Origin of the sequence: Dickeya sp. CFBP 2040, assembly GCF_012273755.1 — a bacterium.
GTDB lineage: Bacteria > Pseudomonadota > Gammaproteobacteria > Enterobacterales > Enterobacteriaceae > Dickeya > Dickeya poaceiphila.
In genome coordinates this window covers 60,410-77,203 of sequence record NZ_JAAVXH010000056.1, presented here as the reverse complement: position 1 = coordinate 77,203, position 16,794 = coordinate 60,410, and the positions used below count along the sequence as shown (strand labels likewise).

Genomic DNA, 16,794 nt, shown 5'->3' with positions numbered 1-16,794 from the left:
GTCAGGCTACCGTCATCTGTCCGGCGTACAGCACGAACAGCCGCAGCAGGAATACACCCAGCAGCGTCAGGCCAGCGGCAATTCGCGGCACAAACCGCACATGTCGCTGTAGGGTGGGCAGGCTACCTGCCGCCAGCGGCACCAACATGCCGATGCCGATAATACCTATCCAGAACACCCCGCCCCAGAATCCGCTCAGTGCCACCTGCGCTGCCACCGCTTTCTGTCCACCGCCCAGCATCAGGCCGATAAAGAAGGCGAACAGCAGGAACAGTTCGACCAACGCGACCGGTTTTTCCAGTTTGTGCAGCAGATGCAGGGTGTGAGGACAATCGCGCTGACTGTGCGCCGATGCGCTGGCCAGCATCAGTACCGCGATGCCGGAGGTCACGCCGGACACCAAAAACAGTACCGGCAGCACCGGATTATTCAGTAGCGGGAAAGATTTCAGTGCAGAGAGCAGAAAGCCGGTATAGCAACCAAGCAGCAGCGCCAGCACCAGCAATACATTCTCCAGCGGACGCAGACTGCGGGTCACCAGCGCGATTATGCGATTCAGTAAACTGTGCAACGCACCCGGTAAATGGCGCTCGCTCCAGGCCAGCAACGGTTGCTGATACAGGCTGGCAATCCACAGGAACATCACCAGCATATATACCTGAAACAGCATCACCCCCAGCGACATGATGGAATGAGGATTATAGAAAAACATCAAATACCAGAAAGTGACAGGGCGGGCGAGGTGAAATATCAGGATCACCAGCCCGACTATCACTGACAGCGGGGCGACGATTGCCGTGGCGGTAATCAACCGGTTGGGGTGCTGATTTTCCGCAGGCAGATAGCGGCGAAACAGCAGCGTTAACACCATCATTCCGGAGGAAATCCCCACCAGCAGCAGATAGACGGCGATGGGCCAGTCCCATACCAGCGAGTGAAAGTGAAAGGCATCATGCATGGTCGCTCTCTCCGTATTTACCGGGGATGCGGTAGAGGTTGGGGCCGGTGCCCAGATAGACTTTGCTGCGATAGATAGGATTACTTTTGATCATTTTCGAGATATCGCTTTCCGGATCGTTAAGATCGCCGAACACCAGCGCCTTGGTCGGGCAGATCTCGACACAGGCCGGTTTCTTGCCTGCCGCCAGATTGGTTTCCCGGCAAAAATTGCACTTGTCTGCAGTATTGGTTACCGGGTTGATAAAGCGCACATGGTATGGACACGCGGCGATGCAGTAACGGCAGCCGACGCAACGTTTGTCATTGACATCCACAATACCGGTCAGTGCGTCTTTAAATGAGGCGCCGGTCGGGCAGACCGAGACACAGGGCGGGTTATCGCAGTGCTGGCAGGACTGACGAAAGAACTGTTTTATCGGTTTGGTGGTATCGGTGGCCGGGATATCAACGGTTTGTATGATGTCCAGCCGCGTGACGCCCTCCGGTACCTGATTGGTTTTACGGCAGGCGGTCATGCAGGCTTTGCAGCCGATACAGCGTAGTTCATTGTGTAGTATGCCGAATTTGACGGGGCGTGGGCCGACGGAAGGCGTTGCTGCTTCCTGTGCGAGGACTGGTAAAGCGCTGCCGGAAACGGCCAGCGTACTGCCCATAATGGCAATAAACCGGCGTCGGGTATAATTTTCCATAAAATAACCTTTCAGAAATCGAAAATCGGTATGGCGTAGCCGACATCTGTTCAGCAATAAATCTATTTTTTTATTTTCTGACTCATTAGTGGTGAATGAGTACGGTAAATAATGAAAAGGTCAGCGTGTCGGAAAATAAAATATGTTGGTGGAATAATTGAAACATGCGTTCCTGGTAGGATGTGTGGCACGCTTCACATTTCATTTTTTGTATATTGGGATAAAAATAATAGCAAAATACGATAATCGATATGGTGGTATTATTATTGTCGTATTTTTTTATTTTTATTGTTATTTAATTGTTCTTTTTTGTCGTTTGTGGGGTGTTTTTGATTTATGTAATAAAGGCGCGCCGTCGCTGAAATAAATAAAAATGATGTAGCGCAATAATTAACGTGCGCGGTACGTTATTCCCGTCGAAACAGAAAAAGCGAAGAATAAAAAACGCCTCGTTAGAGGCGTTTCAGCACAATGACTCTCAGCCGATTAATGACTCTTAGCCGATTAATCACTATCAGCCGATTATGGCTTCAGCTGGCGATCCAAAAACTGGATGACTTTCTGCATGATTTCTGGTTGCAGCCAGTAAATGCCACCATGCTCTGCGCCTTTCACCATGTAGTAGGTACTGTCGATGCCGTGGGCTATCAGCGCCTTGTGCAGGATCTCGGTCTGATGGGGTGAAACCACCGTATCGGCGCTGCCGTGCATGATCAAAAATGGCGGCGTGTTCTTGCTGATATAGTTGATGGGGTTAGCGGCGGCGGTTTTTTCCGGGAAGCGGGTGATCGGGCCGCCCTCATTGAACACGGATGTGCCGTTGACCCAGATAGCTTCGGTCGAGGATGGCGACGCGTGTTTCTGCACCACCTTATCCGGGAAGCCTTCACCGACGCGGGTCAGGTCCGACAGGCCGTAGAAATCGATAACCGCCTGTACCTGGCTGCTCTGGTCGAGGTGTTCGCCGCGGTCAAACTGCTTGTTGCCGTTGCTGGTACCGGCGAATGCCGCCAGATAGCCACCGGCGGAAGAACCGAATACCGCCACATGCGCCGCGTCGATGCCGAATTTGCCTGCATTAGCGCGCAGGTAGCGAATGGCGGATTTTACATCTTCCAGCGGGGCGGGGAACATGACGGTCGGCGCCACGCGGTATTCCATGCTGGCGACCACGTAACCCGCTTCCGCCAGTTTCAGCCGTTGCTGGATGTAGTTGTCTTTGTTGGCGTTAATGAAGCCGCCGCCGGTGATAAACAGAACCGCAGGCTGTGGTGATTTCATTTCCGGTTGCAGGATGTCCATTTTCAATGCGACATTGGGGTAGCCGCGCATTGGCACCTGAGCGTAAACCACATCGGAAATCAGTTTAACCGAGGGTTGGCGCGGGGTTATCGTCAGTTCGTGGATAGTGTCTGCTGCCATGGTGTTAGTAATCTGGGAGGCTCCGGCGATCATCACGGAGGATAACAGTATCATCTTGAGCGGTGGGGTGCGCATTGAATATTCCTTAAAAATAATTTTCCAATTATTGTTTCTTGAACAACTTTACTAATAGATAGCTGAACGAGGGAAAAACCAGCGGGCAGGCTACCATGGCTGAGATTAATGCAAATGTGCTTGAACTCACATTTGTATTTTAACAAATTCATATAATTAATATTCGATAAGGTTATAAATAAAAATAATTATGATCAGTATAAAGCGAGCACTTTATTACCATGAGCTGGTGCGAAAAGGGAGTTTTACCCGTGCCGCCAAAGCACTCAATATCTCTCAGGCGTTTCTTTCTCAGGAAATATCCCGGCTGGAACAGGAGCTGGAACGGAAGTTGATTAATCGTACCACCCGTCAATTTGCGTTAACGCCATTTGGCGAAGCATTTGACGAAAAAATCAAGCCGCTGATTCGGGAGTATTATGACGTTGAGCAATTTGTGCAGTCGTACGAGGAGAGTCAGGATGGGGCGCTGATGGTGGGGGTGATTCCCATCTTCAACCGGCTGAAATACTATGATGTCTTCACGTCATTTCAAAAACAGCATCCGAATATCGAGTTATCTTTTATCGATGGCGTCAGCAGTGACCTGTTGGAAAAGGTCAGAAACGCTGAGATTCATGTGTCGCTCTCTACGCCGTTTGATGACTATCTGCAGGACCCGCTGTTCAGTCATACCATTTTTCTGGACGAGAATCTGGTTGCGGTGATGGCGGCCAACCATCCGCTGGCGGATCACCCCAGCCTGACGTTGACTCAACTGGCACAGGAAAGGCCGATTGTGCCGCAGAAGGGGACCGGCGAACATGCGGCGGTATCGGCAGCATTCAGCCGCGCCGGGCTTGAAGAAACCAGCTTTCGTGAGTGCAGCAACCTCGACATCATCATGGATCTGGTGATGCACCACGGCGGCGTGGTGTTTCTGTGTACCTCGGTGGCGACCAGCCTTAAGGGCTACGATATTGTGATTCGTCCGGTGGCAACGCCGATTACCCGCACCTTTGCCGTCAGTTATCTCAAACGTAGCGCGGGTATTCCGGTGGTGCGTCGATTTCTGGACTTCATGGAGCGGAATCACCCCATGTTGCGTGAGTAAAGGTGCATGGCAAGGGAATATGGTTATCGGGCGACGACGAGCGCCGATAACCGTTAACCTAACGCACGATAAGCGTTGGCTTAATGCGAACGGTGTCGCCGTGTTGTGCTTCGCCGCTCAGCCCCCGTTGCAGATGGCGGATCACGTGCTCTACCAACTGTTCCACCGGCTGACGCACCGTGGTTAAGCGGTAACCTTCCCAGGCGGCCTGTGGCGTATCGTCGCAACCTACCACTTTACAGACTGGCACGTTACAGACGGGGCCGTCGTTTAACCTGAGCGCATCCAGTGCGCCAAAGGCCAATGCATCACAGGCGCAAAACACGCCTTCCACCGCCGGGTGCTGTTGCCGTAACCAGCACATGGCGCGGTAGCCGCTGTGGTAAGCATAATCCGGATTATCGGCCACAATCGGTTCCGGCAGACCACGGCTGAGCAGACGCTGGCGAAAACCAGCCAGCCGTTCCAGTGATGCCTGTCCGTCCCGACGACCCGCGATATACGCCAGCCGGGTCAGCCCCTGTGACATCAGGTGGTCGGCTGCCAGTTCGCCCGCCAGCCGGTTGTCGGACAGCACCGCCGTGACGGTTTCACGCTGATCCTCGCGGCCCATCAACACCATCGGCAGCGACAGCTCCAGACAGCGCTCGGTGGTCTCCCGTGACAGACTACCGGCGGAAATGATCGCCGCTTCCACCTGCCACGACAGCGCCTGTTGTAGCCGGGCACGAATGTCATCGTGTTCGGTGACGCTGACCAGCATCGGCACCAGACGGTGTTGTTGCAGAGCCTGCGTCAGCAGATGGAACAACCAGGGCTGGAACGGGTTGTCGAACTCGCCCATCACCACCGCCACGATACCGGAGCCTTGCCGCCTGGAATTGACCAGCGCCCGTGCTAGTGCATTCGGGCGATAGCCCAGCGCATCCGCCGCCGCCAGCACTTTCGAACGGGTTGCCTGGCTGACCTTGTTTGGCGCGGAATAGGTGCGTGACACCGCTGAGGGTGAAACGCCGGCGTAGCGGGCGACGTCAATCGAGGTGATGCGCGTCTTATTCATGCCATGGTCCCTTGATTAGCTGCCAGTAGCCATCGCGGCACTGTGCCCGGTCGCCCTGTTCCGGCAGAAATACGCCGGACGAGCCAGCGATAATCTGTCGCAGTGCCGCTTTTTGCGACTGTTGTACGTGGTACAGGCCCAACGGCGCGCCCGGTTTACGCATCAGTGTTTGTACCTGCGGCCAGTTACCGTGGTAAGGGTTGTCCGCTGACTGCGGTGAAAAACACTCCACCAGCGCCAGATCCGCCTGCGCCAGCAGGGCGGCGCCCGCAGGCGTCAATTGACCGTCGCCGCTGTAGAACAGCGAACCCTGTGCGCTGCTGAGCCACAGTGAACGGTTGGGCACTGAGTGACGGGTCGGTGCGGTCTGACAACGCCACGGGCCTAGTTCGCTCAGGCTCTCGCTGTCTTGCCAGTGCAGGGTAAACAGTGGTTTGGCTGTGGGCCAGAAGGCGAAATCCGCCAGATGCTGCAACTGCGGCAGTTGCTGACGCGGTGCGATAATCGTCAGCGGTGCGGTGCGCCCGCAGGATTCGCACCAGTTAAGCCAGGTCGTCAGGCCGAGTGCGTGGTCGGGGTGCGCGTGGGTCAGGTAGATGGCGTTGAGGTCGTCCGGTGCGCTCTGGCGTTGCCACAGTGCTTGCGGCACGGTCGGACCGCAATCCACCAGCAACTGGAACCCGCGCTCGCTGACCCGTATTGCGGCGTTGACCCGTTGGCTGTCGTAGGCCTCACCGCTGCCGAGAATATCAAGCTCCATAGGCGTTCTCCTGCTGCCGGGTAGTTGGTAAACGTTTACCCTCTGCATCAAACCAGTGACAGCGTTCCGGCATTACCTGCAACGCTAATTCCTGGCCGATACGCGCCGTAGTGCGGCTTTCTACCACCAGCGTGATACCGGGGGAGTGGATAAGGTGACCATGCAGGTGATACTGCGCGCCCAGGTTTTCCACCAGATCAACCTGAAAGGTTGGGACGCCGTCGGCAATCTCAAAGGCATCCGGGCGAATACCGAGAGTCGCGGCACGTTCATCACGCACCAGCCGTTGCAGCCACGGCGACAGGGTAATCCTCGGCGACAACTGAAAAAAGTTCATTTCCGGCGTGCCGATAAACCCGGCGACGAAGGTGTTGGCAGGCTGGTGATACAGCTCTTCCGGCGTTCCCTCCTGTGCGATACGGCCTTCATGCAACACCACGATGCGGTCGGCCAGCGTCATTGCTTCCACCTGATCGTGGGTGACGTAAATCATGGTGGCGGCCAGTTGCTGATGCAGTGCTTTTAACTGCACACGGGTATGGGTGCGGAGTTTGGCGTCCAGATTAGACAGCGGTTCATCAAACAGAAACAGGCGTGGTTTACGCACGATGGCGCGGCCAATCGCCACTCGCTGGCGCTGGCCGCCGGAAAGCGCACCGGGTTTGCGGTTCAGCAACGGTGTGAGTTGCAGCATCTCCGCCACCTGCGCCACTTTCTCTTCAATCACGTGATGCCGTTCGCCCGCCATTTTCAGCGCGAAACCCATGTTTTCCGCTACCGTCATGTGCGGATAAAGCGCATAAGACTGAAACACCATTGCCATTTCCCGCTGTCCCGGCGGCTGGCGCGAGATATCGTCGCCGCCCAGCAGAATCTGGCCGCTATCCTGTGCTTCCAGCCCGGCGATGGTACGCAGTAGCGTTGATTTACCGCAGCCTGATGGGCCGACGAACACCACCAATTCCCCCTGGCGGATATGCAGGTCAATGCCGTGCAGTACCGGCTGACGACCATAGTGCTTGGCGACTTGATGTAATCGTAATTCACTCATCCGCAAGTCCTATTTCTGGCTGACGGCGAAGCCGCGCAGCAAATAACGTTGAACAAAACCCGCCACCAGCAGCACCGGCAGCGAAGACAGCAACCCGATGCCCATCAGTTCTCCCCAGTAGATCTGGTTTTCGGTCATGAAGTTGGCGATAAACAGCGGCAGCGTGAACTGCTGAGGGGTTTGCAGGTACAGCAAGGCGAACAGAAATTCGTTCCACGCCATGATCAGGGTGAAGATCGCCGTAGCGACCAGACCGGGGGCGCACACCGGCAGCACGATGTAACGCAGCCGACGCCACAGCCCGGCACCGTCCATCGCCGCCGCTTCTTCCAGCGACAGCGGCACGTCGCGGATAAAACTGAGCAACATCCAGATGCAAAACGGCAGGGTATAGACCTGATAAGCCAGCATCAGTCCGGCCAGACTGTTGAGCAGATGCAGCGATTTGAGCAACGAATACAGCGGAATAGCCACCACCATTGGCGGCATCATCTTGATCAACAGCACCAGCAGCAGGAACAGGCTGTCGAGCCGCGCCGGAAAGCGGTGGCGCGCCAGCGTATAGGCGGCCATAAACCCGGTCAGCAGCGATAGCGCCGTGGCACCCGCCGCGACCCACAGGGTATTAAACAGCCGTGCGACGGCGCCGTTCTCCAGCAGGCTCTTGAGGTGCGTGAGCGTCCACTGTTGCGGCCAGAACGGGCTGCTAAGGCTGGTGAATTCGGCGGTAGACTTAAACGCCGCCGCTACCATCCACAGGATCGGTAAGGTGAAAAACAGTAACGCGATAGCCAGCGCCAGGGCACGTAGTGCCGTCAGCCAGTAACGGAGTCTCATGCCGTTTTCCCTCCACGCAGTAACTGCCAGGCGTAGATAAGGCTCATGGCGGCGGCGAACAGCAACATGATGACCGCCCCCGCGCTGGCGAGTCCCAGATTAAAAAACTTGAAGCCTTGCTGATAGATGTACAGCGACAGGGTTTCGGTCGCATAACCGGGGCCGCCGCCGGTCAGGGCGTACACTTTGTCGAACAGCTTGAAGGTGTCGATGGAGCGCAGCAGCAGCGCCAGCATCAGCGGCTGGCGGATCAAGGGCAGCGTGACGTACCACAGCCGTTTCCAGCCATTGGCGCCGTCGCTCTCGGCCGCTTCCAGCACGTCTTTGGGGATGCCCTGCAACCCGGCGAGGATTATCAGGCAAGCCATCGGCGTCCACTGCCAGATATCCACCAGCATCAGCGACCACAGCGCCAGATGCGGGCTGGACAGCCACGGCTGCGGCATCAGCCCCAACGCGGTCAGGCAATTGTTCAGCAGACCAAAATCGTAATGAAACCACACGCGCCAGATAGCCGAGCACACCAGCGTGGAGATCATCATCGGGTAAATCAGCAGGCTCAGCACCCACTGGCGACCGGGAAAATGGCGGTACAGCAACAACGCCAGTGCCAGCCCCAGCAGCACCTGAAGCAACGAACTGCCGAACGAGAACAGCAGGGTATTTTTCAGGCTGGTGGTGAAGAACCAGTCGGCGAACAGCTGGCGGTAATTTTCCAGCCCTACCCAACTGCGGCTGGCAGCGGCGTAATCCACCTTGCTGAAGGAGTAAAGCAACATCTGGCCGATAGGATAGAGCGTCAGTAGTAGCAACAGCAAGGCGGCGGGCATCAGCAGCAGCCAGCGTTGCCAGCGGGAATCAAAATGCATGGGGTGTCCTTGAGTGGGCAGGCCGTAGCCCGCCCGACAACGGTGGTTTCTGTGCTGGTTACTTCAGTACCTGCGCAATCTTCTGATTGGCCTGCTGTAACGCCACTTGTGCCGGCATCTGATCCATCAACGCCAGTTGCAGGTAGTCGCCGAGGATGCTTTCCACTTCCTGCCAGTTGCGAATGCGCGGACGCGCCTTGCCCGCTTCCAGCGCCGCCAACTGTGCCGGATACCAGCGGTATTTCTGCACCACTTGCGCATCCTGATAGACGCTGCGACGGGTTGGCGGCAGTCCCAGTTCCAGCGCCAGCGCTTTCTGGTTTTCCGCGCTGGTGAGGTAGCTCAGAAACTGCTGTGCCAGTTCGCTATGCTGGCTGTTTTTGGCGATAGCCATCTGCCAGATACCCAGCATCGGCGACGGACCGGCGTTCTGCCCCGGTGCCGGTTGCAGCGTCATTTTGCCGACCACTTTGGATTTATCTGCGTCGTCCAGCGTCGAAGCCCAGGCTGGCCATACTTCGATCGCCATCGCCGCTTTACCTTGCTCCATCGCCTGACGGACATCGGCGGCGTTGTACACCTCAACCCCGGTCGGCGCGAAGGCTTTCAGCGCCTTGAGGGTATTGAGTGCCTGTAGTGCTTGCGCAGAGTCCAGCGAGGCTTTGCCATTGGTGACCACATTGCCGCCGTAGGCCCACAGCATCGGCATAAAGCCGGACACAATCGGGTTGCCCTTCATGCCGCGGAACACCACGCCGGAGACGCCTGGCTCCTGCTGTTGCAGGGTTTTGGCATCGCTTAATACGGCATCCCAGCTGGCGGGCGCTTTGAGCTGGTGTTTATCGAACAGGTCCTGGCGATAAGCGAACATCGCCACGTTGCCGACTACCGGCAGGCTGTACGCCGAGCCGCTGTTTTCCGGCACGCGCGAGACATTCAGTACCGCAGGAATGAAGTCGCTGCTTTGCAGGCTTTCCGGCAGTGGTTGCAGCCAGCCGTTACCGGCGAATTCCGGACTCCAGCTGTCGTCCATCAACATCAGGTCGTAGGATGAGGCGTTTTCCCGCAGGGAAATCACCAGTTTTTCATACAGGTTGGCGTAGGGCAGTTTCAGCAGTTCGATCTGCTTGCCAGGGTGCTGTTGCTGGAAACGGGCCAGCGTGCTGTCGAGTGCTTTGCCGTAAACGTCATCGCGTCCGGCGATGACCAGGTCGGCAGCCTGCGATGCCATGCTGCAGGCCAGACCGGCGGCGAGCAGCAGGCGGGAAAAGGAGTGTTTGCTGTGTGAACCAGTGGTGTTGCCAGATGTATTTTTGCCAAACATATTTTTGCCAAACATAGTGAGCGCCTTTTGTCAGGAGTGCATACGTTTGCACAGGCGTTATCTTTGGCGATGAGAATGACAGAAACATGAAAGCCGTATGAATAATCTGAGATGCGGTGATGAAAACGGGAAGCCGAAGCCCGGCTTCCCGGAAAACGGTCAGGCTTTTTTCGGCAGACGAGCGAAACTTACCATCAACTGGATGCCGTTAATCACGACCAGCATTGCAGTCACCATAAACACCCAGCGGTAACCCAGCGTGGCGGAAACGGTAGAGCCGAGCAGCGGCCCTACCACGTTGCCAAGATACATACAGGATTGGTTATAACCGAAAATGCGCCCGGTGACCTGCTGGCTGCTGTATTTCACCAGCAGCGCCTGTACGGCAGGCATCAGCGCGCCATCGGCGAACCCCAGCGCGAAGCGCAACAGACCGAGCTGGACCGAGCTTTGCACCGCCGACATCAGGAAAAACAGCAGTGCGCACAAAAACAGCGCCACGATCAACACCCGTTGAGAGCCAATGCGGTCCCCTAAGCGGCCAAGACGAGGGGCTGATAACAGCGCAGACACCCCCGGCACGGCGGCGATAACGCCGCTGATAAAGGCGATGTTATCCGTGCTGGGAGTGAGGTCACGGATAAACAGCGTCAGGATTGGGCTGATGGAACCGTTCGCCATCTGAATCATCATCGTGGTGAAGCACAGGCTGATAATCAGTAGCGGATAAGGCAGCGAGGCGAATACCGCCCGGCCACTGAGCTGTGTTTTTTTACTGACGGTAATCGCGTTTTCGCGGATGGCGAACAGCGTAATCAGAAAGCAGATAAACAGCATGGCGGAGGTAACGAAAAACACCATGCGCAGGCCGATGGTATCGGCCATGAAACCACCGAGTAATGGGCCAATCAGCACGCCTGCCACCTGCCCGGTGGATAGCGTGCCTAGCGCCCAGCCGCTGCGATTGCGCGGCACCTGCGAGGCAATCAGCGCCATGGCGTTAGGAATGTAACCGGAGGTCAGCCCCATCAGTGCACGCAGCATGAACAGTTGCCAGACATTGGTCGCCATGCCTTGTAGCCCCATGATCAGCGACATGCCGAGCGCAGCGCGCAGCAGCATCAGCTTGCGGCCTTTGCGATCAGCCAGACTGCCCCATATCGGCGCAACAATGGCTGAAACCAAAAATGCCGAACTGAACACCAGTCCTGACCATAAATTAAGGGCTGTGTGATCGCTGACGCCGAGATGTTCGATATAGAGCGGCAGGAACGGCAATATCTGACTCATGGCCATGCCGGTAAAAAAGCATCCCAGCCAGGCGGAGAAAAGGTTGAGTTTCCAGGTTTCCATAGGGCAGGTTTTACATCGTCAGTGAAAGGGTGGGGCGCCCCCCGCGGCAGTGCCGCACTGAATGACGCGGCATGACTAGTATGGCGGCTTTTGTCTTAGCCGGGAAATAATTTTATAGATCAAAGAATAATCCAAACCCGGTTATTCATATGCTTTTGGTTGCAACGACGCTGCACAGGATTAACCGGTTGACCAGGTTGCATTGCGGGGTAAATCGGGAAGGTCAGAGTATCATATGATGTTTTTGTGATTTGAATCACAAAAACATTGCGCTGACATTCAACAAAACGTACAATCTTTTACCAGAAAGTTCACAAATTCTCTCGTCAACCAAGGTGATCAACATGCGTAATTTACTGAAAAAACTTCTGGTCGCTTATATCAATGCCTATAAAGACATCCCGCTGGGTGGTATGCATTAATTGCTCTGAGCAGATCAGAATTAAACAGAAGGCCGCTATGACAGCGGCCTTCTTGTTTTCGTTGGGTATGAACATATTCATCTTATGTATATGCTCCTGGGTTATTGCGTTATGGTCGGACGCAGCGTTAACACGCGCGTTTTGCTACTCTCGCTTAAATGGCTAATAGATAGGCATGATGTTTGATATTATCAATCCCAACAACTACAACAGGCTATGCTTACAATGTCACCAGTTCTCAACGATAGCGGGAGTTTTGATATGGCGATTATTCCTATGTCATATAGCCCTGCCACTATGGCGCGGGAATACCGGAAAATTGGCGAAACGAGTGTAAACGGTCGAGCTGTGGATATTTATATTCACAATGATCAACACCATGCCGTTGCCATATATGGCGAACCCGATGACGTTGCTGGTGATTTACGGCATGTTGTGGTAGCAAAGATTGACCTGAAATCCCGTAACAGCGACGATGAAACCGAAACCATTCTGGCTGTCATCGGTTATTACGAGAATCTGCAGCCGATGAATGCGCATTCTGCGCAGGTTGAAGGCGTGATTGTCACCAAGCGCGAACGAAATGCCAATGTCGCCAGTGCTATGTATAAAGCACTCATTAATGACGGTATTGTGCTGGTAAGTGATAACCTTCAATTCCCTGGCGGGAAGGCATTGTGGGCGCGTATGGCACGTAAAGAGATTGGCATTGATGTGTTTGTGTTTGACTCAGAACGGCGTGCTTTCTGGCCGTATGATGGTGAACGTGTCCGATACGATGGACACAGTATCCCGGAGAGCGACATCTGGAGCCTTGCGCCGAATGAATCACGAAAAGGGGTCGTACTGGTGGCTGAACGCAAACGAGACAAATCAGCAGCCTGATGTAACTTCAACCTACGTAAACGTGCAATATTTACCTTGTGATAGTCTGAAGGCCGCTATGACAGCGGCCTTTTCATGTTTTTCGGTTTTGATTCACCTTGCTTTTACTTCATTTTGATGTGGTGAGCGGCTCAATGCCTGTGCAATCGCCTTACCCAGCGCCGCCGTGCTGCCGCTGCCGCCAAGGTCTCGTGTTAACGGTGCATTTTCCGGCCCTTGTTCCAGCACACGTTCAATTGCACTGAGTACCGCCGCGCTGGCGTCGTAATGACCCAGGTGTTCCAGCATCATCGCCCCGCACCAGATTTGACCGATAGGGTTGGCGATGCCTTTGCCGGCGATATCTGGCGCTGAGCCGTGTACCGGCTCAAACAGGCTGGGGAACGTGCGGTCCGGATTGATGTTGGCCGACGGCGCAATGCCGATGGTGCCGGTACAAGCTGGGCCAAGGTCGGACAAAATATCGCCGAACAGGTTGCTGGCGACCACCACGTCGAACCAGTCCGGGTGCAGCACGAAGTTGGCGGTAAGAATATCAATGTGGTATTTGTCCACCTTCAATTCCGGATAGTGGGTACCCATTTCGGCGACGCGGCTGTCCCAGTAAGGCATGGTGATGGCGATGCCGTTGGATTTTGTGGCTGAGGTCAGGTGTTTTTTCGGGCGTCGCATCGCCAGTTCATAGGCGAATTTGAGGATGCGATCGACGCCGACACGGGTCATCACCGTTTCCTGAATCACCACTTCGCGTTCGGTGCCGGCGAACATCTTACCGCCGACGCTGGAATACTCGCCTTCGGTATTTTCACGCACGATGTAAAAGTCGATATCACCGGGTTGGCGGCCAGCCAGCGGTGCTTTCACACCCGGCATCAGGCGGCAGGGGCGCAGATTGACGTACTGGTCGAATTCACGGCGAAATAACAGCAGCGACTGCCACAGCGACACATGATCCGGCACCACTTCCGGCCAGCCCACTGCACCGAAGTAGATGGCATCGAAGCCTTTGAGCAGCGCAAACCAGTTATCCGGCATCATTTTGCCGTGCTGGAGGTAGTAATCGGCGCTGGCGAAATCAAACCATTCCCACTCCAGCTTGAGATTAAACAGCTCGGCAGTACGGCTCAGTACCCGTACCCCTTCTGGCATCACTTCCTTGCCGATGCCATCGCCGGGAATAACGGCGATACGGTAATGTGGTTGAGACATGACAACTCCTGAACGTTTTTTTGAACGATTGCACTCGGATAACAGAGAGTGTATTTACTCTATTTGGTGTAAACAATTTCGCTTCCGGTAAAGGCATTGTTGAATAAAAGAGAAGAATAAATGCGTTCAATCGATGATTTGTTGTTCTTCAGCCGCATCGCCGCGCTCGGTAGCCTGACGGCGGTGGCGCGTGAAAGTGGTCTGTCGCTGCCGGCTGTCAGTAAGCGTTTGACGCAACTGGATCAACGGCTGGGGGTGCAACTGATCAGGCGTACTACCCGACGGCTGGATTTGACGCCGGAAGGGCAGTTATACGCTGACGGTGCGTTGCCGATTTTGCATGAAATAGAGGAACTGGAAAGTCAGGTGCGCCGTAACCAACTGACGCTGCGCGGACGGTTGACCGTGAATGCATCGTTCGGTTTCGGGCGCCGGCATATCGCGCCGCTGATTTCCGAATTTGCCCGCCTGCACCCGGAACTGGAAGTGCAGTTGCAGCTCACCAGCCAGCCACTCAATATGCTGGATGCCGGTGTCGATATTGATATTCGCTTCGGTGCACCGCCAGACTCCCGATTGGTCGCACATCGGTTAATGGCAAACCCGCGAGTACTGTGTGCCTCACCCGTGTATCTGGCACGTTGTGGTACACCAAAGACAGTGGCTGACCTTGCCGACCACAATTGTCTGGTGTTGCGTCAGTATGAGAGCGATTACGGCTTATGGCGTTTTTATCGTGATGGCCACGAGTTTACCCATCGCGCTTTCGGCAATCTTTCCGCCAACGATGGCGAGGTGATCATGCGCTACGCGCTGGACGGGCACGGCATTATTTTGCGTTCGTTGTGGGATGTGCGCCCCTGGCTGGTCAGCGGTGAACTGGTGGCGCTGTTGCCGGATTACATCATGCCGGAAGCGGATATTTACGCGGTTTATCAGCAGCGTCGGCATGTACCGGCGCGTATTTCGGCGTTTATCGCCTGGTTGAAACAGTATTTACCGCAAGGTGAGGGGCTGCGCCTCCCCGACGATGGAGAGGCGCAGGGCATTACTGACGAACCAGACGACCGGTAGCGGCTTCAGTTTCGAAGTCGCTGCGGAACGGGTTAATGTCCAGACCGCCGCGACGCGTATAACGGGCGAACACGGTCAATTTTTCCGGCTGGCAGTAACGTTTGAGGTCATTGAAGATGCGCTCAACGCACTGTTCGTGGAATTCATTGTGCTGGCGGAATGAGATCAGGTAACGCAGCAACGCTTCCTGGTCGATTTGCCGGCCTTCGTATTTGATGACCACGCTACCCCAGTCCGGCTGGTAGGTAACCAGACAGTTGGATTTCAGCAGGTTGGAGCACAGCGTTTCGCTAACGTGCGGCGCATTATCACGCACCGCGTGCTGCAAATAATCGGGATTGAAGCCGTAATCGTTCACTTCGATATCCAGCTCGTCAATGTTGATGCCGGGCAGGGTGTCGATCTGTGACGGATAGCCGGTCAGCCCTGGGTACAGCGTCACCTTGACGTCGCCGTTGGCGGCGGCGGACAGATCCTTGATTAACGTGGCGTGTACTTCGCCGATATCCTGAAAACGGGTCTGGTTGAAGCTGTTAAGATACAGCTTGAATGATTTGGACTCGATCAGGTTTTCCGAACTGGCCGGGATGATGAATTCGGCGATGCCCACCAGCGGTTTTCCCTTACGGTTGAGCCACGACAGTTCGAAGGCGGTCCACAAATCGTAGCCGTCAAACGGCAGGGCTGACCCGGTCAGGCCGATAAGGTCACGGCCACGAGCGCGCGGCAGCGCTTCCAGCAGTGTCGGGTCGTATTTGTCCGGGTAGCTGGAGCGCACCCCCAGATGGGTAATGCTATCGTGTTCTGTAATATGCATATCGCTCAGTTCCTTGCTGGTACGGGTACGGCATGAATGTATTTTCTGAACAGCCTGCGGGTACCGTAAATAGGGCCGACGCCCAACACCGCATACACCACTTTGATCAGAAATTGTGACAGGATCATGGTGCGGATCACGTCAAAACTCAGCACATTATAAAACGCAATGATACAGAAAATCACACTATCGACGGCAGAGGCGGTAACGGTGCTGGTGATCACGCGGATGAACAAATAGCGGGACTTGGTCATGATCTTGATTTTGTGCAGCACCCAGGCATTGATGTTTTCAGAGATCAGGTAAGCCAGCGATGAGGCGACCAGCACGGACATGATGCTTTCAGTTATGCCATTGTACGTTTTCCCAAATTCCCATTCCGGCAGGCTGGGAATCAGGCTGGTGCACCACAAGCTGAGCACAAAGAACAGGTTGGAGAAGAACGCGACGTAAATGGTACGCCGGGCAAGACGTAATCCGTAGAATTCATTGAGGATATCTACCAGTATGAAGGTGAAGGGATAGATAAATATTGCGACTGGAACCACCATGTTCAGCGAGGGGATGAAAATGGGTTTGGAACCGGCGACGTTCGAAAAAATATAGATGACGCTTAACATCACCGTGATCAGAAGGTAGGCATACCAGGAGCGTTCGTTCCTGTCGCTGATGTCATAGGCGGTAGTGATGTCTTTGCCGGCGTAGAGCTTTTTGTACAATGCATTAAGTTCGTGCCGACTCAGATCATCAGAGATTTCGCTATCAACCAGCTCCTTGAGATCCATGTGGATCATCTTGCCGGTCGATAACACCATGATATTAGCGGACAACTCGCCGCTGTGGTTGAACCCCAGCAGCTTGAACTTCTTGTTTGCATCCATTTATATCCTTTCC

The 16,794-nt window shown here is 55.0% G+C and carries 17 protein-coding genes; 4 read left to right on the top strand and 13 right to left on the bottom strand.

Annotated elements, in window-relative coordinates:
- Position 1: 1 nt before the first annotated feature.
- The 3 genes from nrfD to Dpoa2040_RS07640 form a co-directional block, all read right to left on the bottom strand.
- A complete protein-coding gene (gene nrfD / locus Dpoa2040_RS07650; protein ID WP_168640898.1) occupies positions 2-958 on the bottom strand; it encodes a cytochrome c nitrite reductase subunit NrfD in 957 nt (318 codons plus the stop codon).
- Positions 951-1,649 carry a 4Fe-4S dicluster domain-containing protein gene (locus tag Dpoa2040_RS07645; protein WP_042868812.1) on the bottom strand — a complete coding sequence of 233 codons (699 nt, stop codon included), beginning with the start codon at positions 1,647-1,649 and terminating at the stop codon, positions 951-953. The genes nrfD and Dpoa2040_RS07645 overlap by 8 nt, the downstream gene beginning before the upstream one ends.
- Positions 1,650-2,171: 522 nt before the next feature.
- Positions 2,172-3,146 (bottom strand): alpha/beta hydrolase, encoded by a 975-nt coding sequence (locus Dpoa2040_RS07640; protein ID WP_168640897.1) that lies wholly within the window; start codon positions 3,144-3,146, stop codon positions 2,172-2,174.
- 190 nt (positions 3,147-3,336) lie between these two features.
- On the opposite strand from Dpoa2040_RS07640, the gene Dpoa2040_RS07635 reads away from it, so the two are divergent.
- Positions 3,337-4,239, top strand: a complete 903-nt coding sequence (locus Dpoa2040_RS07635) for a LysR family transcriptional regulator (RefSeq protein ID WP_042868816.1) — start codon at positions 3,337-3,339, stop codon at positions 4,237-4,239.
- Positions 4,240-4,297: 58 nt separating this feature from the next.
- Here the strand turns inward: Dpoa2040_RS07635 and Dpoa2040_RS07630 are convergent, their stop codons facing one another.
- The 7 genes from Dpoa2040_RS07630 to Dpoa2040_RS07600 form a co-directional block, all read right to left on the bottom strand.
- Positions 4,298-5,299: a LacI family DNA-binding transcriptional regulator gene (locus Dpoa2040_RS07630; RefSeq protein ID WP_168640896.1), complete on the bottom strand. Its 1,002-nt coding sequence runs from the start codon at positions 5,297-5,299 to the stop codon at positions 4,298-4,300.
- On the bottom strand, positions 5,292-6,059 hold the full coding sequence (locus Dpoa2040_RS07625) for an MBL fold metallo-hydrolase (RefSeq protein WP_042868820.1): 768 nt from the start codon (positions 6,057-6,059) through the stop codon (positions 5,292-5,294). Before Dpoa2040_RS07625 ends, Dpoa2040_RS07630 begins: the two co-directional genes overlap by 8 nt.
- The gene (locus tag Dpoa2040_RS07620; RefSeq protein ID WP_168640895.1) at positions 6,049-7,110 is read right to left on the bottom strand and encodes an ABC transporter ATP-binding protein; all 1,062 of its coding nucleotides are present in this window, start codon (positions 7,108-7,110) and stop codon (positions 6,049-6,051) included. Before Dpoa2040_RS07620 ends, Dpoa2040_RS07625 begins: the two co-directional genes overlap by 11 nt.
- A 9-nt stretch (positions 7,111-7,119) precedes the next feature.
- Complete coding sequence (locus Dpoa2040_RS07615) at positions 7,120-7,947, bottom strand: carbohydrate ABC transporter permease (RefSeq protein ID WP_168640894.1); 828 nt, start codon at positions 7,945-7,947, stop codon at positions 7,120-7,122.
- A complete protein-coding gene (locus Dpoa2040_RS07610) occupies positions 7,944-8,816 on the bottom strand; it encodes a carbohydrate ABC transporter permease (protein ID WP_168640893.1) in 873 nt (290 codons plus the stop codon). Before Dpoa2040_RS07610 ends, Dpoa2040_RS07615 begins: the two co-directional genes overlap by 4 nt.
- Positions 8,817-8,874: 58 nt before the next feature.
- A complete protein-coding gene (locus Dpoa2040_RS07605) occupies positions 8,875-10,155 on the bottom strand; it encodes an ABC transporter substrate-binding protein (protein ID WP_168640892.1) in 1,281 nt (426 codons plus the stop codon).
- Between the two features lie 144 nt (positions 10,156-10,299).
- On the bottom strand, positions 10,300-11,493 hold the full coding sequence (locus Dpoa2040_RS07600; protein ID WP_168640891.1) for a multidrug efflux MFS transporter: 1,194 nt from the start codon (positions 11,491-11,493) through the stop codon (positions 10,300-10,302).
- A 344-nt stretch (positions 11,494-11,837) separates the two neighbouring features.
- On the opposite strand from Dpoa2040_RS07600, the gene azuC reads away from it, so the two are divergent.
- Together azuC and Dpoa2040_RS07590 are read left to right on the top strand one after the other, a co-directional pair.
- A complete protein-coding gene (gene azuC / locus Dpoa2040_RS18515; RefSeq protein WP_227983215.1) occupies positions 11,838-11,915 on the top strand; it encodes a stress response protein AzuC in 78 nt (25 codons plus the stop codon).
- Positions 11,916-12,176: 261 nt separating this feature from the next.
- Complete coding sequence (locus Dpoa2040_RS07590; RefSeq protein WP_168640889.1) at positions 12,177-12,800, top strand: hypothetical protein; 624 nt, start codon at positions 12,177-12,179, stop codon at positions 12,798-12,800.
- Positions 12,801-12,893: 93 nt separating this feature from the next.
- On the opposite strand, the gene Dpoa2040_RS07585 is transcribed toward Dpoa2040_RS07590, so the two are convergent.
- Entirely contained in the window at positions 12,894-14,009 is a 1,116-nt protein-coding gene (locus tag Dpoa2040_RS07585) for a tartrate dehydrogenase (protein WP_168640888.1), read from the bottom strand.
- Positions 14,010-14,129: 120 nt separating this feature from the next.
- On the opposite strand from Dpoa2040_RS07585, the gene Dpoa2040_RS07580 reads away from it, so the two are divergent.
- Positions 14,130-15,083 (top strand): LysR family transcriptional regulator, encoded by a 954-nt coding sequence (locus tag Dpoa2040_RS07580; protein WP_168640887.1) that lies wholly within the window; start codon positions 14,130-14,132, stop codon positions 15,081-15,083.
- Here Dpoa2040_RS07580 and queF read toward each other — a convergent pair.
- Both queF and Dpoa2040_RS07570 read right to left on the bottom strand, forming a co-directional pair.
- On the bottom strand, positions 15,058-15,900 hold the full coding sequence (gene queF, locus Dpoa2040_RS07575) for an NADPH-dependent 7-cyano-7-deazaguanine reductase QueF (protein WP_042868837.1): 843 nt from the start codon (positions 15,898-15,900) through the stop codon (positions 15,058-15,060). The genes Dpoa2040_RS07580 and queF overlap by 26 nt on opposite strands.
- Before the next feature lie 5 nt (positions 15,901-15,905).
- Positions 15,906-16,781 (bottom strand): queuosine precursor transporter, encoded by an 876-nt coding sequence (locus tag Dpoa2040_RS07570; RefSeq protein WP_168640886.1) that lies wholly within the window; start codon positions 16,779-16,781, stop codon positions 15,906-15,908.
- Between the last annotated feature and the right edge of the window lie 13 nt (positions 16,782-16,794).